The 25,543-nt window shown below is 29.3% G+C and carries 29 protein-coding genes; all 29 read right to left on the reverse strand.

Features of this window, described 5'->3' with window-relative positions:
* Nucleotides 1-7: 7 nt before the first annotated feature.
* The 29 genes from neuC to J2Z24_RS14350 all read right to left on the reverse strand — a co-directional run bounded on the left by neuC (nucleotide 8) and on the right by J2Z24_RS14350 (nucleotide 25,536).
* Nucleotides 8-1,159 (reverse strand): UDP-N-acetylglucosamine 2-epimerase, encoded by a 1,152-nt coding sequence (neuC, locus tag J2Z24_RS14210; RefSeq protein WP_035147249.1) that lies wholly within the window; start codon nucleotides 1,157-1,159, stop codon nucleotides 8-10.
* Nucleotides 1,160-1,168: 9 nt separating this feature from the next.
* A complete protein-coding gene (neuB, locus tag J2Z24_RS14215) occupies nucleotides 1,169-2,203 on the reverse strand; it encodes an N-acetylneuraminate synthase (protein WP_035147251.1) in 1,035 nt (344 codons plus the stop codon).
* On the reverse strand, nucleotides 2,196-2,900 hold the full coding sequence (locus J2Z24_RS14220; protein WP_035147254.1) for an acylneuraminate cytidylyltransferase family protein: 705 nt from the start codon (nucleotides 2,898-2,900) through the stop codon (nucleotides 2,196-2,198). The genes neuB and J2Z24_RS14220 overlap by 8 nt, the downstream gene beginning before the upstream one ends.
* Nucleotides 2,890-3,972 (reverse strand): nucleotidyltransferase family protein, encoded by a 1,083-nt coding sequence (locus J2Z24_RS14225; RefSeq protein WP_035147257.1) that lies wholly within the window; start codon nucleotides 3,970-3,972, stop codon nucleotides 2,890-2,892. The genes J2Z24_RS14220 and J2Z24_RS14225 overlap by 11 nt, the downstream gene beginning before the upstream one ends.
* Nucleotides 3,973-4,032: 60 nt before the next feature.
* Nucleotides 4,033-4,383: a DUF8042 domain-containing protein gene (locus J2Z24_RS14230; protein ID WP_035147259.1), complete on the reverse strand. Its 351-nt coding sequence runs from the start codon at nucleotides 4,381-4,383 to the stop codon at nucleotides 4,033-4,035.
* Between the two features lie 26 nt (nucleotides 4,384-4,409).
* Entirely contained in the window at nucleotides 4,410-6,302 is a 1,893-nt protein-coding gene (locus tag J2Z24_RS14235) for a motility associated factor glycosyltransferase family protein (RefSeq protein ID WP_035147261.1), read from the reverse strand.
* A gap of 22 nt (nucleotides 6,303-6,324) precedes the next feature.
* Nucleotides 6,325-6,567, reverse strand: a complete 243-nt coding sequence (locus J2Z24_RS14240; RefSeq protein ID WP_035147262.1) for a hypothetical protein — start codon at nucleotides 6,565-6,567, stop codon at nucleotides 6,325-6,327.
* Nucleotides 6,568-6,691: 124 nt separating this feature from the next.
* Nucleotides 6,692-7,516, reverse strand: a complete 825-nt coding sequence (locus J2Z24_RS14245) for a flagellin N-terminal helical domain-containing protein (protein WP_035147265.1) — start codon at nucleotides 7,514-7,516, stop codon at nucleotides 6,692-6,694.
* A gap of 502 nt (nucleotides 7,517-8,018) precedes the next feature.
* Nucleotides 8,019-8,360 carry a flagellar protein FliT gene (locus J2Z24_RS14250; protein ID WP_035144839.1) on the reverse strand — a complete coding sequence of 114 codons (342 nt, stop codon included), beginning with the start codon at nucleotides 8,358-8,360 and terminating at the stop codon, nucleotides 8,019-8,021.
* Between the two features lie 35 nt (nucleotides 8,361-8,395).
* On the reverse strand, nucleotides 8,396-10,147 hold the full coding sequence (fliD, locus tag J2Z24_RS14255; RefSeq protein WP_035144838.1) for a flagellar filament capping protein FliD: 1,752 nt from the start codon (nucleotides 10,145-10,147) through the stop codon (nucleotides 8,396-8,398).
* An 85-nt stretch (nucleotides 10,148-10,232) separates the two neighbouring features.
* Nucleotides 10,233-10,616 carry a flagellar export chaperone FliS gene (fliS, locus tag J2Z24_RS14260; protein WP_035144836.1) on the reverse strand — a complete coding sequence of 128 codons (384 nt, stop codon included), beginning with the start codon at nucleotides 10,614-10,616 and terminating at the stop codon, nucleotides 10,233-10,235.
* An 11-nt stretch (nucleotides 10,617-10,627) separates the two neighbouring features.
* The gene (locus J2Z24_RS14265; protein WP_035144835.1) at nucleotides 10,628-10,924 is read right to left on the reverse strand and encodes a hypothetical protein; all 297 of its coding nucleotides are present in this window, start codon (nucleotides 10,922-10,924) and stop codon (nucleotides 10,628-10,630) included.
* Between the two features lie 73 nt (nucleotides 10,925-10,997).
* Entirely contained in the window at nucleotides 10,998-11,393 is a 396-nt protein-coding gene (locus tag J2Z24_RS14270) for a flagellar protein FlaG (protein ID WP_035144832.1), read from the reverse strand.
* A 17-nt stretch (nucleotides 11,394-11,410) separates the two neighbouring features.
* Nucleotides 11,411-11,629, reverse strand: coding sequence for a carbon storage regulator CsrA (gene csrA / locus J2Z24_RS14275; RefSeq protein WP_035144830.1), 219 nt, complete (start codon nucleotides 11,627-11,629; stop codon nucleotides 11,411-11,413).
* The gene (gene fliW, locus J2Z24_RS14280; RefSeq protein WP_035144828.1) at nucleotides 11,629-12,060 is read right to left on the reverse strand and encodes a flagellar assembly protein FliW; all 432 of its coding nucleotides are present in this window, start codon (nucleotides 12,058-12,060) and stop codon (nucleotides 11,629-11,631) included. The genes csrA and fliW overlap by 1 nt, the downstream gene beginning before the upstream one ends.
* A gap of 71 nt (nucleotides 12,061-12,131) precedes the next feature.
* Complete coding sequence (gene flgL / locus J2Z24_RS14285) at nucleotides 12,132-13,679, reverse strand: flagellar hook-associated protein FlgL (RefSeq protein ID WP_051593110.1); 1,548 nt, start codon at nucleotides 13,677-13,679, stop codon at nucleotides 12,132-12,134.
* A 20-nt stretch (nucleotides 13,680-13,699) separates the two neighbouring features.
* On the reverse strand, nucleotides 13,700-15,466 hold the full coding sequence (flgK, locus tag J2Z24_RS14290; RefSeq protein WP_035144826.1) for a flagellar hook-associated protein FlgK: 1,767 nt from the start codon (nucleotides 15,464-15,466) through the stop codon (nucleotides 13,700-13,702).
* A 232-nt stretch (nucleotides 15,467-15,698) separates the two neighbouring features.
* Nucleotides 15,699-16,109 (reverse strand): flagellar protein FlgN, encoded by a 411-nt coding sequence (locus J2Z24_RS14295; RefSeq protein WP_035144824.1) that lies wholly within the window; start codon nucleotides 16,107-16,109, stop codon nucleotides 15,699-15,701.
* Between the two features lie 52 nt (nucleotides 16,110-16,161).
* Nucleotides 16,162-16,440 carry a flagellar biosynthesis anti-sigma factor FlgM gene (locus J2Z24_RS14300; protein ID WP_035144822.1) on the reverse strand — a complete coding sequence of 93 codons (279 nt, stop codon included), beginning with the start codon at nucleotides 16,438-16,440 and terminating at the stop codon, nucleotides 16,162-16,164.
* Nucleotides 16,441-16,696: 256 nt separating this feature from the next.
* Nucleotides 16,697-17,986 carry a flagellar motor switch phosphatase FliY gene (fliY, locus tag J2Z24_RS14305; RefSeq protein ID WP_035144821.1) on the reverse strand — a complete coding sequence of 430 codons (1,290 nt, stop codon included), beginning with the start codon at nucleotides 17,984-17,986 and terminating at the stop codon, nucleotides 16,697-16,699.
* Complete coding sequence (gene fliM, locus J2Z24_RS14310; protein WP_035144818.1) at nucleotides 17,979-18,974, reverse strand: flagellar motor switch protein FliM; 996 nt, start codon at nucleotides 18,972-18,974, stop codon at nucleotides 17,979-17,981. The genes fliY and fliM overlap by 8 nt, the downstream gene beginning before the upstream one ends.
* Nucleotides 18,975-18,993: 19 nt before the next feature.
* Entirely contained in the window at nucleotides 18,994-19,395 is a 402-nt protein-coding gene (locus tag J2Z24_RS14315) for a chemotaxis protein CheW (RefSeq protein WP_035144815.1), read from the reverse strand.
* Nucleotides 19,396-19,566: 171 nt separating this feature from the next.
* Nucleotides 19,567-19,926, reverse strand: coding sequence for a response regulator (locus tag J2Z24_RS14320; protein WP_035144812.1), 360 nt, complete (start codon nucleotides 19,924-19,926; stop codon nucleotides 19,567-19,569).
* A gap of 15 nt (nucleotides 19,927-19,941) precedes the next feature.
* A complete protein-coding gene (locus tag J2Z24_RS14325; protein WP_035144810.1) occupies nucleotides 19,942-20,541 on the reverse strand; it encodes a chemotaxis protein CheC in 600 nt (199 codons plus the stop codon).
* Between the two features lie 13 nt (nucleotides 20,542-20,554).
* Nucleotides 20,555-22,642 carry a chemotaxis protein CheA gene (locus J2Z24_RS14330; protein WP_035144808.1) on the reverse strand — a complete coding sequence of 696 codons (2,088 nt, stop codon included), beginning with the start codon at nucleotides 22,640-22,642 and terminating at the stop codon, nucleotides 20,555-20,557.
* A 15-nt stretch (nucleotides 22,643-22,657) separates the two neighbouring features.
* The gene (locus J2Z24_RS14335; protein ID WP_035144806.1) at nucleotides 22,658-23,425 is read right to left on the reverse strand and encodes a CheR family methyltransferase; all 768 of its coding nucleotides are present in this window, start codon (nucleotides 23,423-23,425) and stop codon (nucleotides 22,658-22,660) included.
* 2 nt (nucleotides 23,426-23,427) lie between these two features.
* Entirely contained in the window at nucleotides 23,428-24,531 is a 1,104-nt protein-coding gene (locus J2Z24_RS14340) for a protein-glutamate methylesterase/protein-glutamine glutaminase (RefSeq protein ID WP_035144805.1), read from the reverse strand.
* 14 nt (nucleotides 24,532-24,545) lie between these two features.
* Entirely contained in the window at nucleotides 24,546-25,034 is a 489-nt protein-coding gene (locus tag J2Z24_RS14345; RefSeq protein ID WP_035144802.1) for a chemotaxis protein CheD, read from the reverse strand.
* 43 nt (nucleotides 25,035-25,077) lie between these two features.
* Nucleotides 25,078-25,536: a chemotaxis protein CheW gene (locus J2Z24_RS14350; protein WP_035144800.1), complete on the reverse strand. Its 459-nt coding sequence runs from the start codon at nucleotides 25,534-25,536 to the stop codon at nucleotides 25,078-25,080.
* Nucleotides 25,537-25,543 lie beyond the last annotated feature (7 nt).

Genomic DNA, 25,543 nt, shown 5'->3' on the forward strand with positions numbered 1-25,543 from the left:
TACCTCTTTAATATGTAAGCTTTTTACTCAATAATATTTTATCTATATTAATAGACTTTAATGCACTTACTATTCTCTTACTAACATTTCCATCACCATATAGATTCTCTATATAATTCAAATTTTCCTTAAACTCTTTATCATATAAAACCCTATTTATAGCCTTTATTATTTCTTCTTTTTCATATCCAACATCAATAATATTATTACTTCTAAGCCTTCCTTTTTGTCTGTCACCTATATTTATAACAGGTATTTTAAAAGTAGGTGCTTCAATTATTCCACTAGATGAGTTACCTATCATAACATGCGCAGACTTTAATAAACTTAAATATCTTTTTTGTCCTAAGCTGTAATATATATATGCATTATTATTATGTTTAACAAAATCATTAATTTTATCTATAATAACTTTACTGCCAAAATCCGCATTAGGATATGTAAATATATATTTTGCATCAAACTCTTTTAGAGAATCAAGTAAATTATTCATTTGACTTTCTATATTTTCTATGTCTAAAGTTACTGGATGATATGTTACTAAAAATACAGGTTTATCAAAAGAAACATTTAACTCTCTTTGCAGTTCATATTTTTCTAAAAGTTTCAATCTTTTTATATTCTCAATCCCAGCTTGGCCCACATTATAAACTCTCCAAGGTTCTTCACCCATTTTAACTATTCTTTCTTTATAATATTCCGCACCAGTGAAGTGTATATGTGCCATCTTAGTTATAGAATGTCTTATTTGCTCATCTACAGCCCCCTCCGTGGATTCTCCACCATTCATATGTGCTATAGATATATTCATCATCATAGCACAAGTTGCCGCTACAAAAGTTTCATATCTATCACCAAGAATAAGTAAAATATCAGGTTTCAACCTATCAAAACACTGAGCCATCTGAACCATTTCAAGTCCCATAGATTTTACTATAGAACTTTTTTTCTCTGAGTTTATAATTATATCTATTTCTTCGTCTATTTGAAATCCATCTCTTTTTATTTGCTCAACAGTATATCCATAATCTTTAACTAAATGATTTCCTGTCACTACAAGTTGAAGCTCTAACTCTACATCATTTTGTATCTCTCTCATAGTCCAATATAACAATCCATAATCTGCTCTTGTTCCTGTTACAACTAAAATTTTTTTCACATGTTTCACCTACTTTATATTACTAAAAGTTATAAATTCCTCTATATTAATATCACAAATAGCAGTTTTTCCTATGACCTGTTCTATAAGCAGAGGACTTATTCCATTTCCTGGTCTCTTAAAAGTAACATTTTCATAGGAAATAGCTTCACCTTTTCTTATTTTTGTACTTGCTACTATACTTTTTCTAGCAACCTTTTTAGTATTTTCTTCACTTTTATTGCATCTTTTTATACCATCACCAAAAGCTTTTTCAATATTTCTAATACTTAATACCATTTTTTTAAGCTCTTCTGGATTTAAAGATGCCTTATGGTCTGGTCCCTCCATATCCTTGTGTAATGTAAAATGTTTTTCTATAACTTGAGCTCCCATAGCTATTGCTGCAATAGGTATTTCTATTCCCACTGTATGATCAGAATATCCTATAGGAAGCTTAAATGCATTTTTTAATGTAATCATGGCATTTAAATTAACATCTTCATAATCTGTAGGATAATTTGATGTACAATGTAATAAGGTTATATTTTTATTACCAGTTTCTTTTATAGCATCAACTGCAATCTCTACTTCAGCTAAGTTAGCCATACCTGTAGATAATATGATGGATTTATTTAGCTTTGCTATATATTTAAGAAAAGGCGTATTAGTTAAATCTCCTGAACTTATCTTATATAATGGAACATCAAGCTTTTTAAGTAAATCTACACTTTCAAAATCAAAGGGTGTTGATATAAACATTATTCCTTTTTCCTCACAATAGCTTTTTAATATAATATGCTCATCAAAAGATAATTCCAATTTTTTAAGCATCTCATATTGACTTCCATCTCCTGTAGTTTTCTTTTGATAATCTGCTTTTACAGCCTCCTTAGTTACCAAGTTTTTTGCTTTAAAACTTTGAAATTTTATTGCATCAGCTCCTGCTTCATAGGCTGCATTTATAAGTTTTTTAGCTATATTTATATCCCCATTATGGTTTACACCCGCTTCTGCTATTATGAAACATTTATTATGATTTATATAATCATATACATTAACCATTTTCCCTCTCCTTGATTAAAAATTGTGCAAATTTAAAATCCATCATATTGTCTATATCTAAAGATGTTTTTTCATCCATTATATATGGAATAGTATTTTCGGTATACCAATTTTTAAAATTCATTAAAATATGCTTTTTAGCAATATATATAGCACCATTTAATCTATATAGTTTAGGTACATCTTGCCTCCTAGCATACAATGTACTTTCTTCTAAAAAATTTGTCATCTTTCCATCTACTATTTTTTTCATCCAGTAGGGACTTACTTCATTTTCACATACACTAACTATTGAATCTGCATCTATTTCTATTAATTTTTCTATAGCTTCATCTATTTGATAAGCCTTTCTAAATGGTGAAGTACATTGTAAACAAACCACATAATCAAATCTATTATTTTTTTTATCAAAATACTCTATACCATGAATTATAGGATAAATTCCAGGTGTTTCATCTTTGGAAAATTCTTCAGGTCGTAAATAAGGTACTTCTGCACCATAAGCTTTACTAACACTAGCAATCTCTTCATCCTCTGTAGATACAATTAATTCATCTATATATTTACTCTTTATTCCTTCTTCTATAGTGTAAGCTATAAGTGGCTTACCATTTAAATCCTTTACATTTTTTCTAGGTATTCCTTTTGAACCTCCTCTTGCTGGAATAATCGCAAGTATCCTTTTATTATTTATCATCCTCTTTCCCTACCTTACCACAACATACTAAATCATATACATCTTCATTAACCTTATTGTAATCTTCAATTTTACCAATATCCATCCAGTACTCTTTTATTTCATAACTTCCAACCTTTAGCCCATTTTTTATACAAATATTAATCAAATCTGTTATTTCAAAGTATGTATCTTGAGGAATATATTTAATTAAATTAGGATTTATACAGTATACACCTCCATTTATTAAATAATCTATAACGGGCTTCTCCTTTACCGAATTTATAAAGTTATTCTCTACATCTAGTACTCCATATGGTATGCGGAATGTATATTTTCTAACTCCTACAGTTATATCAAATTCATTATTCATATGGAAATCCATCATATTTTGTACATTTAAATTAGTAAACACATCACCATTAATTACAAAAAAAGGCTTGTGTAAATAATCTTCTGCCAGCTTTATTCCTCCTGCAGTGCCAAGTCTCTTATTCTCTTTTATATAACTTATTTTTACTCCATAGGCGAAACCATCTTGAAAGTAATTTTCAATTATTTCTGCCTTATAGTTTACAGATATTAATATATTGTTATATCCATATTGCTTAAAATTATTTATTATATGTTGAAGCATAGGGTCTTCACCAACTTTAAGCATTGGTTTAGGTATTTCTCTAGTTAAATCTTTAAGTCTTGTTCCTAAACCTCCAGCCATAATCACTACTGAATTTTGTTTACCATCTGGAAGTAAGATATCTCTTATGCTGATTAAGTCTACTACCCTTCCACCTTCATCTATTATAGGAATATCTTTAATAGCATTTTTTATTAAAATTTCTTTTATTTCATTCTTTGACATATGCATTGTAGCATATATTGGATTATAATTAATTATCTTTTCTACACTATTTTCTAATTTATATCCTTTAATTAAAGCTCTTCTTATATCTCCATCAGTGATAGTTCCAATAAGCTTCTCGTCATTATCTACAACTAATACTATTCCCTCTGATCCTTTGTCAATTACTTGTAAAACACATTTTATAGAGTAATTCTTATTAATTAATAATTGTCTTAGATTAGTTCTCACAAAATATCATTCCTTACCTTATTAATTAAATCTAAAATTATAATAACTATGCTTCACTTTTTATATCTCTATTGCCTTGGATATATCATTCTGAATATTATCTAATCTAGGAATTATTTCATGTTGAAAAAAATCACCTACTAATATATGGTCTTGTTCCTTTAAAGCCTCTGTAACTTCAGTGAACATACTGTTAAATCCATCTATATTTATTTCCTTTTTTTGTACATCTCTAGTTAATAATATTACTTTTACTAACCAATCTATCCCTTCTGTAAAATATGGAATTAATTCTAACGCTTTAACTTCCTCTCCATTGGATATGTAATTATATATTTTCTTTGCTCCCTCTTTTAAATTGTCAATATATCCCTTAGCCGTTTGTAAAGCTTCTACTTTATCATTGTCCATTATATATCCTCCTACTATCACATAATTTACTTATTTAAGCTACTTTCTATATTTTCAATTCCATGTTGAAATACTTTTATTGCTTTTTCTGTAAATTTAACTATATCCATAAGCATCTCTTTATGAACTTCCAAATTAATTTTCAAACTTTTTTCATTAAAACTTTTTTCTTCTATTTTACTAATTTTATACGCTGCCCTATAAATTATAAATTGTAATAATAATTTTATAGTTGGATAAGATAAAATTCTTTTCACAATTTTATTTTCAACATATTCAATTAAATCATAGATTTCATCCAACTGCTTTTGAGTTTTTATACCTATTAATAAAGTTTTCATAGATTGAGAGTTCTTTTCTAAAGCTATTTCTGCTCTCTTTTTAAATAACTCCATCCTCTTTATTTCTAGGGTAGATAATTTAATTATATTTTCAGACGCTTTTTTTATAAATTTTCCACTAATTTCAATAGAGTCAACACATTGCCTTAAACTTGGAATATCTTCTTTACAATATTGTTCAATTGTTTCTTTAAGAGTTTTAATTTCACTTCCTTTAATCAGCGCTCCACCTTCAGTAGCATCTATAATTTTTCTATCCGTAACTCTTAAAGCTTCTTCATAAATTATTAAAAATTTCTGCCAAATGTATGTACTTGGAAGCTTTTCTCCATTTATCCCCTCCACATATACTTCTACCTTTTCTAGATTTACCTGTTCCTTTACTTCTGCTTCTTCTACATGGGATACTCCATTTTCTGAATAAGCTAAATCTTGACCAACCAATATTATTGGATCACAACCTAACTCATGTGCTAATCCAAAAAGCATTTGGGCAACACTTGCACCACACCATACACTTCCTTTGTCTAATATGGCATTATTAAACCAACGTGCATAAGCTTCATCCTTAAAAAAAGATAATATTTTTGTTCTAAAAGTATCTGGTATTCCCTTCTGCACCACAGCAGGAGCAGTAAGTACTACATTATCATCAAACTGCTTATCTTTATAAAAAGCCTCATATGTCTTATACACTCTCTCTACAGAACCCACCGCATCTGGAATTATATTATTCTTTTTTAAACAAGCCATAGATCCATCACAAGCTAATAATAAAGCCTTCCCTTTAGCTTCTTTTAAAAAATGAATATTTTTGTTAAGTGATGGTCCTGATGCAATTATAATGGCTGGCTTATTTTTGTAAACATTACCAAATTCCTTTTTTAAGTCATTTAGTCCAGGATTTCTTATATATCTTGGCATGTTATCAAATCTGTTTTTTACTCCTAACAAAGTATCGTCAACATCATTACCAAGGGCAAAATAATAAGTATCTTTATAATTATTAATATATTTAGCCACTTCATTTGCATACAAATTATAATCCGGATCAAAAACATCAAAGGTTACCCCTTGCATAGAAACTATATTAAAACTATAAAATCTCATTATAGTAGAAATACTTTGAAATAAATTTTTATCTTCCAGCTCACCTACAGCAAAAAAAATCTTATTATTCTTTATAGCCTCAGAATAATCTTTTAGTTTTAACACTTCTATTAAAAGTTTAATATTTCTTTCTACCACTATTATGATAGACTTTTCTCCTATTTTTTTTAGCAATTCATCCACCTGATACCCTAATCCAATACCAATACAAACAATACAATCTCTATTTTTCGAAAAATCTACATGCTCTATCATTTCTTTTCCTTGTTTTGTAGGATTATAATAACTTGTATAATGGATTAAATCACCCTTATGATTTTTATATTTTAATACATATTCATCATTAAAATTTTTATATATATAAAACCCATCATTTTCTTCTGCTTCACTATTACATTCATTAATTTGTTTGGCTAAAGGTTGTTGAACAATCTGCAGTTCTTTTAAATTTTCTATAAAAAAATCCATATTTAGTTTCTCCTTTTAATTCTTATAAATTGATATAATTGAAAATTTCATATTCCATAATATCTAAAATAACCACAGCATCATCTATTTTCATACCCTCCTCAAGTATCTTAAGAGTATTACTAAATTGTAATAAAGTATCTTTATCTTCTAATTCATTTATATATTTCAAAGCTAAACTTGATAGTTGAAATATTAAACTGTAGAATTTTTCTTTATCATTATCCTTTATCAAAGATTTAAGTATATTCATATAATTTTTCACAATAGTACTCCTCCAAATAATATCTATATATTTATTGTCGAATGTTGTAGATATTTCTTGAATATTTTGAAAATATCATAAAAAGCCCAGGAAAATCCTGAGCTTTTTATGATAAGGAAGATTCTTATCTTAATAACTGAAGAACTCCCTGTGGCTGTTGATTAGCCTGTGAAAGCATTGCTTGTGCAGCCTGCTGTAATATATTATTCTTTGAGAAATTCATCATTTCCTTTGCCATGTCTACATCTCTAATTCTTGATTCTGCTGCTTGTAAATTTTCTGATGAAGTATTTAAGTTTGCTATTGTGTGCTCTAATCTATTCTGATATGAACCTAAATTAGCTCTTTCTGTTGATACAGTAGTTATTGCTGTATTAACTTTTGATATAGCACTTTCTGCATTTGCTTGAGAAGTTATTGATATCGCTGAACCAGCAGCAACTCCTACGGAAAGTGCTGCAGCATCCATCTTATTGATACTTAAAGTTATTGTTTGAGATGAATTTGCTCCAACATGGAAATTTAATGTAATACCTGATTTTAATAATTTTTGAGTATTAAATTCAGTTTGGCTAGCTATTCTATTTATTTCTTTTGATAACTGATTCATTTCTTTTTGGATAGCTGCTCTATCTGCTGTAACGTTTGTATCATTAGCTGACTGAACTGCTAATTCTCTCATTCTCTGAAGTATTGAATGAGTTTCATTTAACGCACCTTCAGCTGTTTGAATTAAAGAAATACCATCCTGAGCATTTCTTGAAGCCTGATCAAGACCTCTTATCTGTCCTCTCATTTTTTCAGATATTGCAAGACCTGCTGCGTCATCTCCAGCTCTGTTTATTCTTAAACCTGAGCTTAATTTTTCCATTGCCTTTCCTGCATTTCCTACATTGATTCCCATTTGTCTGTGTGAGTTCATTGCATTCATGTTGTGATTGATTATCATAATAAATTCCTCCTTGAATTCTTCTGGGCATCCATGCCCTATTTTTATTTATAGTTAAGCTCTTTGAGCTTACTAACTTATTTAATTGAGAAGTGAAAGTTTAGAATTGAAAATCATTCTATATTTTTCTAATGGTTTTAATCTGCTTTTATATTACATTTAGTTTATCGTAATAAAATTTTATTACTTTATAGTTTTTTTAATTTTTTTTATTATTTTTCGCCTTTGTATTACATTTATCGACTATAAATTAATAAACTTTATATATTTAAATAATAAAGAAAAATATTTTTCTTTATTATCACTGAATATGTTTAAAATTAATAATTGAAAATGAGTAATCGAGAGCAAAAAGAAAAAAGCATAAAAACTTATACTTTAAATCTAAAAATAATCCCCGATAACTTTATTTTACGTTATCAGGGATTGTAAAATTAAATTTTAATGTAGCACCCTATTTCTAATTTGTTATAATATCTAATATTAATTATAAAATTTAAACTTATATTTTTTTGCTAAATATAGTACTATTAGAATAAAACTTTTTATTATAACTTGTATTAGCATTTCTATTTGTTATTATTTTTCCCATTTCCTCTTTTATCTTAGCTTTTTTTTCAATAATAACTTTTTCTAATTCCTTATCATATTCTATAATATTTAACTCTTTTGCTATATTAACAAACTCATCTTGGGAAAATTCTACACTATCCATATTATCTATTATCTTTTGTCTTTCTTCCATAAGCATATCCACTGAATCAAAATCATCTTCTTTTACTTTATCTATCAATTGAAGAGTAATATCTTTAAAATTTTCTAGATGTTTTTTTATCATGCACATAAGATTTCTCCCTTACTTAACTTAAGCTAAAACTTCTAGCCTCCAAATTGTTGAGCTAACCAAGAGGTTTGAGCATTATATTTGTTCATAACTACTTCCAATCTAGAAAACTTTTTATATAAAGCATTTTCTTTATCCTTTAACTTAGCATTTAAAGTTTTTATTAAATTATCTTTTCTATAAATTTGATCTGGTAATGTATTAGTTCCTGAAGTTCCATAAATACTATAGTCCTCTTGTTTATTAGCATACTGAGTAAGTATAGCACTATTTAAAGTAACTCCTGGGATTCCAACATTATTCTTTAATATAGAATCAAATTTCTGGAAAATTCCAGAATTATCTAAAGAAAATATATCTTTAGCATCTTTTACTTTATTTGTTCTTGATTTTAAGTATCCATATTTTTCCTGATCTTCACCGGTTAATCCAGTATTAAACAGTTCATCAATCTTTGCATTATCATCTGAAGTTAGTTTATAAGTACCTGTAAACAACTGCATTATCTCATCTGGTCTTTCCTTTAACATATTTTTAAATATTTCACCAGTATCATCTGTAAATTTTATTTGTCCAGCTTTAGATACCTTTCCTTCTGTATCTAATCCTATAGATTTCCCGAAACTTACAGAAGCCCCATCTACTTTTGAAAAGAAGGTATTTCTAAGCTCTGAAAGCATGTTTGTAAGATTATCGTCATTTCTTAATATACCCTTTTTAGCTTTTTCCTCCCAAGCCTTTATCTCATCATCCTTCATTTCTTTCTTTTGTGCATCGGTAAGAGGTTTATAGTCATAATTCTTCTTTTCTGTAAGTTTTGTATTTATCTTATCTATTAATGTATTGTATTTATCTATAAAGTTTTTGAATCTGTCAAAAGTTTTATCTACATCTGGAGTTATTGTTATAGTTGACTCCCCTACTGCTGTTAAATTGTAGCCTATTCCATCTATGGTAAAGTTGTTTGTTGTTTTGGTTACCGGTACCCCAGCACCACCTGGTGGAGTTATTATAACATCTGCATTTTGACCTACTATATTTCCCGTTACTCCATCTATATTCTTCCCTTGTAAGTTTAACTTACTTACAAAATTTCCACTAACATCCGATATTTGAAGATTTTTATCCTCACCAGTTACTTTTGTTTTCATAGTAAATGTATGAGTTAATTCACTAAAGGAAACATCTATATCATTTCCTACTAATGAATCCTTTCCATCCCATTTAGTATTTTTTATTTGACTTATTAAATCGCTTATAGTTTGGTTACTTCCCACTGTAATTTCTACTGTTTTGCTATCAGAGGTTATTGTAAATTTACTTCCATCAGTTATGCCTATTTCCGATAATTTAGTAGTTAAAAGCGCTTCTTGTGCTGAAGTTGTTATTAATTTATCACTATTTGCAGTTGCTCCTTCAGCTAATTGATTCACCTTTACACTATAATTTCCCTGTACAGCTCCTACTGTTGCTGTTGCTGTTGCTACTGTAGAGTTTGTACTATTTACTTTAAAATCAGAATAAGCTTTAGATGAAAGTAAACTTTCCTCACTATCTGCTCTAAAATAAGTATTTTGAAGATCCTTTACATCCTTTATAATATCTTTATATATTTCCTGCTTCCACACTATTTGCTGTCTTTGTTGTTTAACCTTGTCTACCTTTTTCTGTTCAGCCAACATCATCTTTTTAATCATACCATCTATATCCATACCTGATGCCATTCCTATAATTCTCATCATATCTCCGCCACCAGTTCCGGATAATCCACTAATTGAATCTGACATTTAAATCACTCCCTCTTCTTTTAAATAGTAAATTATAGAGAATAAATAATAAACTGAGTATTTATTTTCTATTTCTTCTTATTTATCATCTGCTTTTCGAAAGCTTATAAGCTTCATTCCAAGTATCCCTAACATCCTCTATAAGTGGAATTATTTCATCCATTATAGCCACATCTTTTTTTACATTTGCTATCATAAGCCTATTTACAATAAATTCGTATACATCCATAAGTTTTTCTGCCCATTCTCCCCCTTGTGCTACATCTAAAGTTGCCATTAGTTCATAGAATATATTCTGTGTTTTAATTATATTTTCATGGGCTTTTTTTACATCTTTATCTTCAATTGCTTGTCTGGCTATTTTGGAAAATTTAACGGCTCCATCTAAAATCATAAGTAACAGTTGTTCTTTTGATGCAAAATTTACACTATTATTTTTATAAGCACTGTATGCATTTCCTGCAAACATTATTTATACACCTACCTTTTTAAGTCCAAAAATCTTCCACTGGATAAACTTTCTTTGTCATCTTCATAGATAAAAGCCTCTACATCTATTTCATTTATCTTTTCTGCCTCTATAGATATTTTTTTGTTTTTATCAGATTTCTTTTTAGAATATTTTTTTAACTGATTAGAAAAATCTCTGTCTCTCTTATCTTTATTAGTATCCTTGTTAATTTTCACTTCTTGTTTTCTATGGATTAAACCTTCTTTTGTATTATCCTGAATTTTTTGTCTAATTTCAGTATCTATTTTATTAAGTTTAAATTCCATATAACCACCCCTTTATCAGATTACAAAGTAAAAAATTATATCTATCTGTTCTCTCTGCAATCTATAATCTGTATTAAGCTTTTTCATCCATAAACATTCCTGCTAATTCACAAAGCTTGTCTACCATATCAATTATTTTTTTAGGTGGAATTTCCTTTACTACCTTTCTCGTATTACTATCCATTATCTTTATAGTTATACTTCTAAGTTTTCCATATACTTCATATTCTACATAAGTGGCTTTACCTTCTAATAATTTATTTAATTTATCCACAGACTTTCTTACATCTTCTTCTCTTACATTGCCATTGTCATTGTTTGAATTATTTATTGCATTTATAGAAGAATTCAATATATGTTCTCCATTTAAATTTTCTCCCCTAATGCTTCCAGACAATGTACTATCTATTGATCCTTCATTAACGTTAAAGGTTTCCCGTCTTCCTTGACCTACATATTTAACATCCATGCTATCACCTCTTTTAATTATTCCTTTTTAAATTTTTTCAATACAGATAAATCTACATTAGACGCCTTTTTATTTTCTTCCTGTACTTCCTTGTAAAGCTCTTTTCTAAGTATTGTTACATCCTTTGGAGCTGATATAGCTATTTTTACAGAACCATCTTCAATTTTTACTACAGTAATTTCTATATTGTCTCCTATAATTAAGGATTCTCCCTTTTTTCTTCCTATAACTAACATTAAACTTCCTCCCTGAAAATTGGGTATTTAATTTCATATTTATCATTATCTAATATTATTTGTTCCCCAACTTTATCCTTAATATTAATAATTATAGGAGCTTTTAAATTAGTTGTAATATCCTTATAATTACAACTTATAGTTACAGTGTTTAGAACTAAAACATCCTCTTTATCTTTTATATTTAAATTATTTATTTGTTCATCAGATAAAGAAAACTTATAATCCTTATACACTATAAAAGGGGATACTACAGGCAATCCCATACTATTATCCTCTATGGAATGAACTATTTTAAATATATCATTTTCTTCTAATGGAAATACTATAAATTTTTTTAAAGTTTCAAAACCTGGTAATCCTTTTTTAAAAACAATTACATCCTCTTCTTTGTATTCTATCTCTCCATGATACTTTGTATTTAATTTCATAAAAAACCCCTTCTTCATCAGTAGACAATTGTCTACTAAAATAAACTTATATATTATTAGTAATCTATACTCTAACGTAAGTAATCCATAAGAGTTGGTTGAATTATTCTTGCACTGGTTTGAAGTGCTGCCATATAAACTGTTTGTGCTACTGCAAGTTCCATAGTTTTTTTAGTAAAATCTATATCCTCAGTTTTAGATAATATTTCTGTCATATTAAAGTTTTCTTCTGTATTTTTTTCCTCAGCACTTTCCATTCTATTTTGTTTTGCTCCAACTTGAGAACGAAGCTTTAATATGTTATTCATAGCTGTATCTATAGCTAGTAAATCTTTCTCTGATATCTCTTTTACACCAGATGACCCATCTGGTGAATCTAAATGTCTTACTACATTCTCCAATATTTCTTTTAAATTTCTTTCGTTACCTTTTTCATCAGTAAATTTTATTAGTTGTGATGCTGTAACATTATATTCTATAGTAACTCCTTGAGATATTTCTGTTATTAATCCTTCTCCCATAGTTTCAAATTCATAAGTTCCCATAAATTTATTAGTTTTACCTTTTAAATCTTTAATAACTTCTTCTCCCTCTGCTTCTTTTATAAAGGCTTTATTATTATCTAATGAAAAAATTTCTATTGAAGTCTCTCCCCCATTTTTAACTTCACGAGCAATTACTTTTCCTTTTAATTTTTCATTTGAATTTATTGTATTTATAATATCTTCTGTAGTTTTTATGTTTTTAAACTCTAAATTTATTTCCTGTCCATTTACATTAAATGTAGTATTCTTACCATCCCAAGCTTTTAGTTCAGAAATTTTACATGATAAGGGTGATGCATCACTTACTTCATAGTCTTCTTTTCCATTAAAAATTATTTTTGTATTTCCTTCAGCTACAGCTGTAAATTTATATCCGCTTCCATCTATTAAAGCTTCATCTATTTTAAAAGTCAATCCATTTCCCAAATCCCAAGTATCGCCGTTTTTTACTGGACTTATATTTTTTCCATTAGCAGTAAATGTGACATTAGTACCATTAACCTTTACTTCAAAATCTATATTTTCAGTGCCAGAATATTTTCCACCAACAGTAGCCTTTCCTGATAATTTACCTTTATTAGAGCCTTGTTGAACTATTTGTGGCTGAATTTCTGTTACTTTAGGTCCTTTAATTGTAGTAGTAGGTTTTGTAGTTCCTCTAGTTCCTGAAAATAAATACTTACCATCAAAAGCTGAATTTAGAGTTTGAGAAAATTGTCCTATTATCTCATTTATTTCATCCTTTATTTTTTTTCTTTCTGAGGAGCCATAAGCTGCATTTCCTGATGAAATTAGAAGTTCTCTTACCCTTTGAAACTGATTTCCCATTTGATTTAATGCAGTATCTGTTTGATTTAACCAGTTTAAAGTATCTTTTATATTTTCATTATATTGTTTATTTGTGTTTATATCTGTATGAAGCTGCATTGCTCTTGCTACTTTAAAAGGGTCATCAGAAGGCCTTCTAATTTCTTTTCCTGAAGTTAACTGCATATCAAGAGTATTTAATTTTTCTAGATTTGACATCATGTCATTTAAAAAATTATCTGCCATCATAGTATTGGTTATACGCAATGAAAACACTCCTTTTTAAATTATCTCTTTAATCCATTTACCACCACATCTAAAAGTTCATCCACAGTGGATATAACTTTTGAACTTGCAACATAAGCGTGTTGAAATTGAATTAAGTTAGTCATTTCTTCATCTAAGGATACTCCTGATACTGAAGCTCTGCTTTGAGCAAAAGTATTAAGTAAATCTGTTTGATTTTTTACCATTCTTCTTGCTTCTTGCTCTTGTATTCCAAGGGTATCTACTATATCTTTAAAGTAATTATCTATTTTCATACCATCTGTAGTTCCATTTGGTACTTTAATTCCATATTCATTCTCTTTTAGTCCACCACAGAGCTTATTTATAAAATCTTCTCTTTTCATATCGCCAGTTATATTTTGAATTCCCATAAGTACATCTCTTAATCCTGCAATAGCTAGTGCTCTCTTACCATCAGATTCTCCAGCAGGTGGTACATCTAATGTACTTCCCTTTATCAGCATTTTATTATCCATTATTTTTTGGTTTACCGCTATATTAGAAGCATTGATTTCATTTTCTGCTCCATCTTTATTTACAAAGAAAAGTAATGAGTCTTTACTTCCATCCTCAGTTTGTCCATGAACTGCATTTACAGAATATGCTATAGCTTTTGCTAAATTATTTACCTGATCTATATAATTGTCCACGTCTTTTTGTACAGACATGTATCCTTGAAATTCACCTGATGAAGGAGTAAATAAAGCTATATCTTCAAGTCTAACTCCAGATATTTCTCCATCTTTTGCAGTTACCGCCTTTCCATCCTTTTTCAAAAGATTTCCTTCTTTATCTGTCCAAATTACTCTACATTCATCCATATTTCTTTTTTGTTCAGATGTTAACTCTACGTCTTTTATAACTACTCTATTCTTTTCTGTAGTGGTATCTCCATTTTTGTAGTAAACTATATCATATTTTCCTGTAGGCTTTCCTTCAGCATCTTTTGATGGTTGTATATCTTGTATATAAGAAAATCTTCCTACTTCATCTGGATCTAATACTTGTACTAAATTAACTCCCTTTGGAGCTCCCGAAGCTTTATCTTCGCTGGTATTTAATTCTATTGCATCAAAACCTTTTTTATCTATGGTAACACCAAATCTAGTACTTAATTGATCTATTAAAAGATCTCTTCTATCCATCAAGTCATTTGCGTTATTTCCAGCTACACTTATTTGAATTATTTCTTGATTTAGCTGATTCACTTGATTTATCATGTTATTGACATCAAAAACTGTTTGTTTTATGATACTTTGAGCATTATCTTTTACCTTCATCAATTGGCTATAGGTATGATTTAATTCATTAGCTAAACTTTGAGATTGCTCAGCTACCATAGTTCTTGTATTTGAGGTTTCAGGTTGCTTAGCAAATTGTTGCCACGAATCGAAGAATTTACCTAAAAGTGTGGATATACCTGTATCCGTTGGTTCATTAAATACACTTTCTATTTCTCTTAAAAATTTATCTCTTCCTGAATAACATCCTTGTGTTCCCATTTCCACTCTTATTTGATAATCCAAAAATGTGTCTCTAATTCTTGCTATTTGTGAAATTTCAACACCTGTTCCTAACTGTCCAGGCTCTGCCGCATTATTCATAGAAGGAGTACAAAATGGCCTTCTAGTTTGCATTTCTGCTCTCTGTCTTGAGTATCCTGGTGTTTTTGTATTTGCAATATTGTGACCTGTTACATCAATAGCTGTTTGATTAGCAAAAATACTGCTTTTACCTATATTTAAAGTTCCAAATAGACCTGACAAATTTATTACCTCCAAACTTTTCTTTAGCTGATAGCTGACAATTTACAAATGGCAAGTTTGATGAAAAATTTTTTACCATATAAACAATTTTCATAGTCTATATCATAATTTAAGTTTTTCTAATCTTTACTTAGAAAAACTTTCTTAACTGTCAATTTTCAATTATCTGCTCTCAACTATATTCTGTACTTTATAATCTTTTGTCTGTAACCTATAATCTTTACTCTGTGATTTATCTTCTCATTTTTCCATAGGCCCCATAGGTTTTAGGTTGCCTATCAGGATTTAATAATTGAAGCATTCTATTGGTATACCCTAATCCTTGCTTTATAAGTATTTCGTTTGTTTCCTTTTGAACTTTAAGTTCTTCAACTAATCTTCTAATCTTTCTATAGTTATTTTCTAAGGTTTCATCCTTTAACTCTTCTACAATCTTTCCTATAGGCTGTCCTTTTGTTATATTACGTCTTTTCATTTCCCATTTGGCTATTTCTTTATTATTTGCTTCAATTTCTTTTACTACAGCTTCTAGTTTAAACACTTCACTTTTAGCTATATGCTCATGTTGTTTATCTAGACATTCTAGTAATCCTTCAAGAGCTTTTATCTCTTGTAAGATTATTTCATTCAAATCATTAATCAAATAATAATTCACCACCTTTATTTTGCCTTAAAATTCAACTTTCACATAAATTCTATTCTTTATTCTTCATAGCATCAATGATGCTTTGCGCTACAAGCCTTGAATCCCTGTTATAAGTGCCTTTTGATATTTCTCCTCTTATCTTTTCTAATCTTTCTTTAGAATTTATCAATTTATCATCAATAGAATAGGAACTTAAACTTTTACCTAATGAAGATATTTGTATTTGATCACTATTGCTTTCTTTTTTTATATTTTTATTTTCTATTCTCTTTTTACTATCTCCATATAAACTCAGCACCTTATTAGCACTTATTCCATTAACTTTCATTATAATACACTCCTTATACATACTATGTTAAAATGGATTATAATATTTTTATAATATCTTTAATCTCATTTAAAACAAAATTAAACCTTCTACATATTTCCAAATTTATAGGTTATTTATATTATCGAGTTAAAAATTTATTTGTTTATATCTTTCCAGTAAAAAATAACGGCTTTAAAAGCCGTTATTTTCATTCACAAATAAAGTGAGTACATTATTATCCTTTTATTTCCTATGTATTCAATTTAAAGTATTATTACTTGCCAAGAGATTTGATTTTTTCCTCATTGCTTACTATGCTAGTTATTCTTACACCAAAGTTTTCATCTACAACAACTACTTCTCCATAAGCTACTTTTTTCCCATTAACTAATATTTCCACTGGTTCTTCTGCTAATCTATCCAACTCTACAAGAGAGCCTGTACCTAAATTCAATATTTCCTTTATACTTAATTTTGTCCTTCCTAATACTACAGATATTTCTAAAGGAACATCCATTATAAGATCAATATTTTTAGGTAAAGCTTCTGCATGCAACCCTGCCTGTAAAGGTTGAAAAGCTGCTTGCTGAACTTCTATAGGTTTTTCCATCATAGAATTATGACCATAGTTTCCTCCACCATATTGCGGTGGCATGTTATATGGTTGTTGGTTATATTGTGGTTGTTGAATTGGTTCATTATGTTGAACTGTATTTTGTGGCATAGCTTTATTATCATCCCTTTTATTCTCAATAGAATTTCCTTGATTTTGTTCTACTGGTGAAGTTACACCTTGTGCATTTGTAGCTTGAGAAGTATTATCTATTTTTTCCTCTTCTCCCATCATTATCGCTACAATCTTTCTTGCTGTTCCAATAGGCAATATTTGCATTATATTACTATCTACTAAATCTCCAATAGTAAGGCTAAAAGATACTTTAACTATCTTTTCATCTTCACTTATATCATTGGACAAAGGAGAAGTTAAATCATCCCATATTCTTGATTCTGGTGGAGAAATATTTACTTCTCTAGCAAACATAGTAGCCATAGATGTAGCTGCTGAACCTATCATTTGATTCATGGCTTCAGATACAGCACTTTCTTCTATTTCTGATAACGTAGTGGGGTTCTCAACTTTTCCATCTCCACCCATCATAAGATTTGCCACTACTGCTGCATCAGTTATTTTCATGACTAAAAGATTTTCTCCTACAATACCACTAGTGTACTTAACTTCTAGCGCAATATTAGGAACTTCAAATGTATCCTTAAGGTCTTTTAAAGTTGTTACACTAACTATAGGAGTAGTAATATTTACTTGTTGATTTATAATAGTAGACAGAGCAGTAGACGCAGAACCCATGGATATATTTCCTATTTCACCTAATAGGTCCCTTTCCAAATCTGTTATATCTACTTCTCCGGAATCCTCTACAGAAATTGCTGTTTCCCCTTTATCCTCTACATTCTCTACATCCTTATTTTCCACTTCTTGTTCATTATCATTTCCGCCATTTAATAGAGAATCTATTTCTTCCTGCGAAAGAAATCCATTACTCATAATTTTCCACATCCTTATCTATTATATCTAGTATTTCAACACCCATTTTCTTTCCAACTAACCCCGGTCTGCCATAGCAATATAACTCATCTTCTACCATTATCTTAACAGGACTATCCGTAGTTTCCCTTAAAATTAATACGTCTCCTATATATAATCTTAGGAATTCTTCCACAGTAATTTTAGTAGAACCTAAAACTGCACTGATTTCTGTATTTACTATATTGATTCTATCTCTTAATTTACTTCTTGACTCAATTAAAACTTCTTCATTGTTTTCTTGGAACCAGTATTGTACAACTAATTTATCTAAAGTCTTTTCTATACTTAGATAAGGTATACATATATTTATAAACGTATTACTTTTACCCATTTCTACAGAAAAAGTTATTAATGCTACTGGTTCATTAGGTGCTAAGGTTTGATTTAAAGCAGGATTAGTTTCTATTCCTTCTATTTCTGGGTGTACCGGTAAAATATCCTCCCAAGCCAACTTAAGATTTGATATAAGTCCTTGATTAACTTGTTTTATAATGTTTTTATCAATATCTGTAAACTCTCTTATCTTATATTTACCAAATCCACTTCCTCCAAGAAGTACATCCATTATTTCATGAACAAATTGAGGATTAGTCTCAAAAAGAATGGACCCACTTAAAGGAGGCATTTTAAATATAGTTAATATGGTTGGATTTTGGACAGAATGTATAAATTCTTCATAGGTTATCTGTTGAACAGACTCTATTTTAATCTTTACATTATTTCTTACTTGGGCGGTTAAATAATTGGATATAATTCTAGCATAATTATCATGTATAAGTTCTAAAGTCCTTATATGATCCTTGGAAAACTTCTGTGGACTTCTAAAGTCATATGGCTTTACTTTTTGTTTTTCCTCTTCTTTAGGCATTTCATCTGGAGTTATTTCACCAGATGAGAGAGCAGATAGAAGGGCGTCTATTTCGCTCTGTGATAAAACTTCTGCCATATTTCCCCCTCATTTCTTACTAATTTGATAGGAGTCTATCTATATCTATTAATGTTACTACTCTATCTTTAAAATTTATAACTCCTTTTATATAAGCTTTTTTTCTATCTTCATCTAATTTTTCTATAAGTTCTTCTTCTACATCTAATACTTCATCTACTTGGTCAACAGTTATTCCAACCATTTCCTCTTCTATATCTAATATTATTATATTGCTTTGTTCCTTACCTTCTCCATTTACATCTAATAATAGATTTATATCTAAAAGAGATATTATATTTCCTCTAAGATTTATAAGACCTTTAATGTGTGCTGGTGCATTAGGTACTTTTGTTATTTCCATCATGTCATTTATACTCTGAACCTTGGCAGTTTCTACAGCAAATTGTTCATCACTTAATTTAAAAATTACAACTTGCACAATTTCACCCCCTCAAAATCAGTTGACAGTTAACAGAGAACAGTTAACAGTTAAGAAAGAAAATTTTTTACTTAGTAAAAAATTTTCATAAAATACATAATTTAAGTTTTTCTAGGCACAGCCTAGAAAAACTTCCTTATCTGTACTCTGCAATCTATACTCTATCTTTTACTATCCAACTACTTTTTTTATAGCTTCAAGCACTCTATCTGGTTGGAAAGGTTTTACTATAAAGTCCTTTGCTCCAGCTTTAATAGCATCCATTACCATAGTTTGTTGTCCCATAGCTGAACACATTATAATTTTTGCTCCAGGATCCATAGCCTTTATTTCCTTTACAGCCTGTATACCATCCATATCAGGCATAGTAATATCCATAGTAACTACATCTGGTCTTTCTTTTTTATAAAGTTCCACAGCTTTTAATCCATTATTTGCTTCTCCTATAACTTCGAAGCCATTCTTTTCTAAAATATCCTTAATCATCATTCTCATAAAAGCAGCGTCATCAACAATTAATACTTTTGCCATTTTATTCCCTCCAAATTACATTACTCCTAATGAATTTAATATTATTTCTAAAGAACCAGGCATTGGTATATAATAAAAATGCCCACTAATTTCTGAATTATCCTGTAAAAATGCAGTTTCAACGTCAAGTACATATTCATCAAATTGTCCTGACTCGATAAAACTTGTTGAAAGTATTGCTCCAAGCATATCGTAAGCTACTGCTGGTACAGATGGGATTATAGTTAAATTAGTAAATTTAGCTATTGCATTCATATAAGATGCAGAAATTATATTTCCAATTTCTGATATTACTGAATATCCCATTTCACTTACAGTTTCTTCTTTCATTCCTGTCAATACCTCAATTATATTTATAGCTATTTCCTTTTCAAATATAAATAAGATATTTCCTGGAGTATCTCCTAAAACTCTTACGAGTACTCCATATACAATTTCCTCTCCACCTATTCCTGAAAATATTTGGTCAAAAGGCACTACGTTTATAGCAGGTACAGACATATCTATCTTTTTATTTAATAACTGTGATAGAGCTGTAGCTGCATTACCTGCACCTATATTTCCAACTTCCCTTAAAGCATCTATTTGAATAGGGGTTAGGTGCTCATATGACATATGCTATTCCTCCTTAAACTAAAGCAGCAACATCAAGAATTAGTGTAACTAAGCCATCTCCAAGAATGGTTGCTCCTATATATTCTTTCATGCCTTGAAGTGTCTTTCCAAGAGGTTTTATAACTATTTCCTGTTGACCTAATAAAGAATCAACCATGAGCCCTACATTCTTTTCACCAACTTTAACTATAACTATATACTGCTTGGTATTATCAGATTCTTGAAGATTTAATTTTTTATTAAGTCTTACTAGAGGAATTACTGTACCATTGTATATAATAACTTCTTTATTGTTGGTTCTCTTAACTAGAGTTTCTTCAAAATCTATAACTCTATCTATATAACCTAAAGATATTGCCATAGTTTCATTTCCTACTTTTACTAATAGAGCCTGAATAATTTGAAGAGTTAATGGAAGTCTTATTATAAATGAAGATCCTTTATCTTTTTCACTTACTACTTCTACATTTCCTCCCAAGGATGCAATTTTTGTTTTAACTACATCCATTCCTACTCCTCTACCAGATATATCTGTTACTTGCTCATTTGTACTAAAGCCTTGCATAAATATTAAATTTCTTATGTCATTATCTGACATACCTTCAGTGCTTATTCCAATTCTTTCTGCTTTAGCTTTTACCTTATCTACAGGAATTCCACTTCCATCATCTTCTACTTTTATAACAGCTTTTGTTCCTTCCTGATAAGCAATTAATCTTATTTTACCAACAGGGTTTTTTCCTTTTTTAATTCTTTCTTCCTTAGGTTCAACACCATGATCTGCCGCATTTCGTATTAAGTGTATCAATGGTTCCCCTATTTCGTCAATGACAGTTCTATCCAATTCTGTATCCTGTCCTTGAATTATAAGCTCCATTTCCTTGTTAAGTTCTACAGATAAATCTCTTACCATTCTAGGGAATCTATTAAATACTACATCTAAAGGCAACATTCTTATCTTCATAACTAAATCCTGTAAATCAGATGTAGTTCTTGCTACCTGCTCTAAGGTCTCGTTTAACTCTGTAAGTCTATAATTTAAACTTATTTGCTCAAGTCTTGTCCTATGAATAACTAATTCAGAAACCATATTCATGAACTTATCTAATCTTTCTAAATCAACTCTTACAGATTGATGCTGCTTTCTATGGGCAACTTCTTTTTCCCTATTACCATTTTTATTTTCCTTAGGCTTGTTTTCTACCTTTTTGTCTTGCTTTTTAGGAGATTGATCCTTTGAGGCTTCTTCTTTTTGCTGTTCTATTATTTTAGCTTTGACTTCAGCAGCCTTCTTTTCCTCATCCTCAACCTTTTTTGCCCTTTCAGCTTTCACATTTACATTATCGACCATAACTTCATCAACTTCAGAGATATTTATTAAAATATTGTATATTTCTTCTTTATTTTTAGTAGAAAGATAAATTAAATTAATTTCAAAATCAAAATTTTCATTTTCAATATCCTCTGTAGTTGGAATTGACTTTATAATTTCTCCCATATCCTCTAAGTTTTTAAAAATCAGAAATGCTCTAGCAGATTTTAAAAGTGTATTTTCACTTAACACTACTTTTACATGATAAGGACTAAATCCTTTATCTGAAGCCTGTTGAACTACATTGATATCATACTCATTTAAATCCATAGCTTGTATTGTATCTAACTCACCGCTATTTATAATTTCTTTTTCTTCTGGTACATCTGCTTCAGTTTCTTCTACCTCTTCTCCTTCTGATACAGCTTCAAGTTCCTTCATTATGTGTTCTATAGGGACTTCTTCTTCCACACCGTCAGATATATTATTTACCATCTGTTCTAATGTGTCTAAACATTTAAACAATACTGTTACAACTTTTTGAGTTACTTTAAGCTCTCCATCTCTAAACTCTGACAGTACGTCTTCCATTTTATGAGTAAGCTCTGCCATTTGATTGAATCCCATAGTAGCAGCCATTCCTTTAATAGTATGAGCTACTCTAAATATCTCATTAAGTTTATCTACATCATCTGGTTCCTGTTCTAATTGAAGCAGGGATTCATTTAAAATTTGAAGATTATCCATGGATTCTTCCAAAAACATTGACATATATTGTGATGTATCCATACTTACCATTCCCCCTTATATCTTCCTATATATAAATGTGGAAGCCTTATCAAAACCAAAGTCTTTATAGTTGTATATGCTTTCTGTGGCACCTACGAAAAGCAGCGCATCTTTTTTTAAGGATTGGCTAAATTTTTTGTATATCTCATCTTTTACATCCTGATTAAAATATATTACCACATTTCTACAAACTATCAAATCAAAACCTGTGTCATATTTGTCTAAAATTAAATCATGCTTTTTAAAAGTAACCATATTCTTTATTTTATCATCTATTTCATAGAATTCTCCATTTTTTTTGAAATATTTTTGAATATTTTCTTTGGTTACATTTTTTATTTCTGATTCAACATATTGCCCTCTTTTAGCTCTATCCAAAATAGTATTATCTAAATCTGTTGCTATTATAGAATGTTTTCCTGTAGGAGCTATTTCATCTAAAATCATAGCAATAGAATAGGGTTCTGCCCCAATAGAACATGCTGCACTCCAAATTTTCAAATTTTTATTCTTTGGTAAAAGTTCCACTTTTATTTTTTCTTTTAAATCATTAAATATTTCTGGATTTCTAAAAAACTCAGATACATTTATTGTTATAAAGTCTAAAAATTTTTGTTTTTGTTCTTTGTCTTTTTTTAACAGCTGTATATATTCTTCTACAGTTTTTACCCCAACTCTTGACATAAGACTTAATATTCTTCTATGCAATTGATTAGGCTTATAGGCCTTTAGATCTATTCTGAATTCTTTATATACCCATTCTTTAAAATATTCTAAATCCATAGTTACCTCCAACTTTCTTTGACTATCCTTGTTATTTCCTCACCTATTACATGAAGGGGTAAAACCATGTCCACTTTTCCTGTTTCAAAAGTAGCTTTAGGCATTCCATAAATTGTACATGTACTTTTATCTTCTGATATGGTTATTCCACCTTTATCTTTTATTATGTCTGTTCCATCTGCGCCATCTCTACCCATACCTGTAAGCACAACACTTAAAAGTCTATCTTTATATACTTTTGAAGCAGATATAAAAAGCTTATCAACAGCTGGTCTAACTCCCCATATGGATGGTTCAGTATTTAAGTGTATTTTTTTATCCAAACCTATTTCCATATGAAAACCGCCCGGAGCTACATAAGCTACATTCTTCTCTATAACATCTCCTTCTTTTGCTTCTACTACTTTAATATTACTATTGTTGTTTAATCTGTCAGCAAAGGCTTTAGTAAAAGTAGCAGGCATATGCTGTACTATAAAAATTGGTATATTTATATTCTTTGGTAATTTAGTAATTACTGAATATAACGCTTTAGGTCCCCCTGTAGATGCTCCTATAACTACTGCTTCTATTTTATTTGATGAATTCTTTTTTAACTTACTATTAATATTTACATCTTTATTTTCCTTTACAATAAGTTCTTGATTATTAATAGATTCAATAGCATTTTTTCTAATATCTTTTTCTTTACAACCACCTTCACATTTTTCATATGCTAAATTTATCTTTGTTATAAGATCATCCTTTACTTTATTAATATCTAATGATATAGTACCAGAAGGTTTTGGAATAAAGTCAAAAGCTCCATTTTCAAGACATTCCATTGTTAGTTCAGAAGATTTTTTAGTCATACTGCTTAAAACTATTACTGGTACATTAATATTTTTTCTTTTCATTTCTTTTAATGCAGAAATTCCATCCATAATTGGCATTTGTACATCTAAAGTTATTACATCTGGAGTAAATTTCTCTAGTTTGAAAAATAAATCTTGTCCATTTCTTGCAGTACCTATAGCTTCCATATTCATTTCGGAATTTATCATATCTGAAATAATTTTTCTCATTAATGCAGAATCATCTACAACTAAAACTTTTATTTTTTTCAATCATATCAACTCCATTATATTTCTTTTATGCCTATACCTACAGTCTTTATTTGGACTGTACCACTAGCTGTATCGAGAATCATAGTTCTTCCTTTGTTTCCTCCTACGTCTTCTCCTAAAATTGGAATTGAAAGTTCCGATAATACCTTTTTTACTGCAATGCCATTTCTATTACCAATGTCCATTACCATACTTTTATCAGAGAAATTAAACATAGAAGCACCACCTGCAATTTTAGCCTTTAAATTTCTCTTGTTAGCTCCTTTTGCTTCCATTTTCTCTATGAGAATAGGAATACCTAAATCAGCAAATTTCAACGGATTTGTTACATTGCTGAATTGTGTACTATCTGGTAGCATTATATGGAGCAATCCTCCTATATTATTAAATTTATCATATAATGCTATACCTATACATGAACCAAGCCCTACTGTTATTATTTTATCAGGAGATATAGCTACATCTAAATCCGCAATCCCCACTCTATATTCTTTTACTTCCATAATATGCACCTTTCATATATTAATAGTTATTATTTAACATCCTTTAGGTTTGATTAGGAATAAGAGTTTTTTCTTCTTCCGTGAGTATATTTCCCAAATTCAAAAATATTATTATTTTGCTATCTATCTTTATAAGTCCTTTTATATATCTCTTAGATATTCCTGAAACTATTTCTGGTGGTTCTTCTATGTTATCTCCTTTTACATCTCTTACTTCACATACTACATCAACAATAATTCCTATTTTATTTTCCTTATCTTTTGCCACTATTATTTTAGCTTCATTTTTCTTCTCACTTTCTTTAAGTCCAAATCTTTTACATAGGGATATAACAGGCAAAATGCTCCCTTCATAATTTATAACTCCATGGACAAAGCTTGGAGAATCAGGAAGTTTTGTAGGTTCTTCAAATCCTAGTATTCTTTCTACTTCCATAATATCTGTAGCATAATATTCATCATTTATGCTGAATATAAGTACTTTTACTTCTTCATTTGACATAACAATC

It is taken from the genome of Clostridium tetanomorphum, assembly GCF_017873215.1.
GTDB classification, from domain to species: domain Bacteria; phylum Bacillota; class Clostridia; order Clostridiales; family Clostridiaceae; genus Clostridium_AO; species Clostridium_AO tetanomorphum.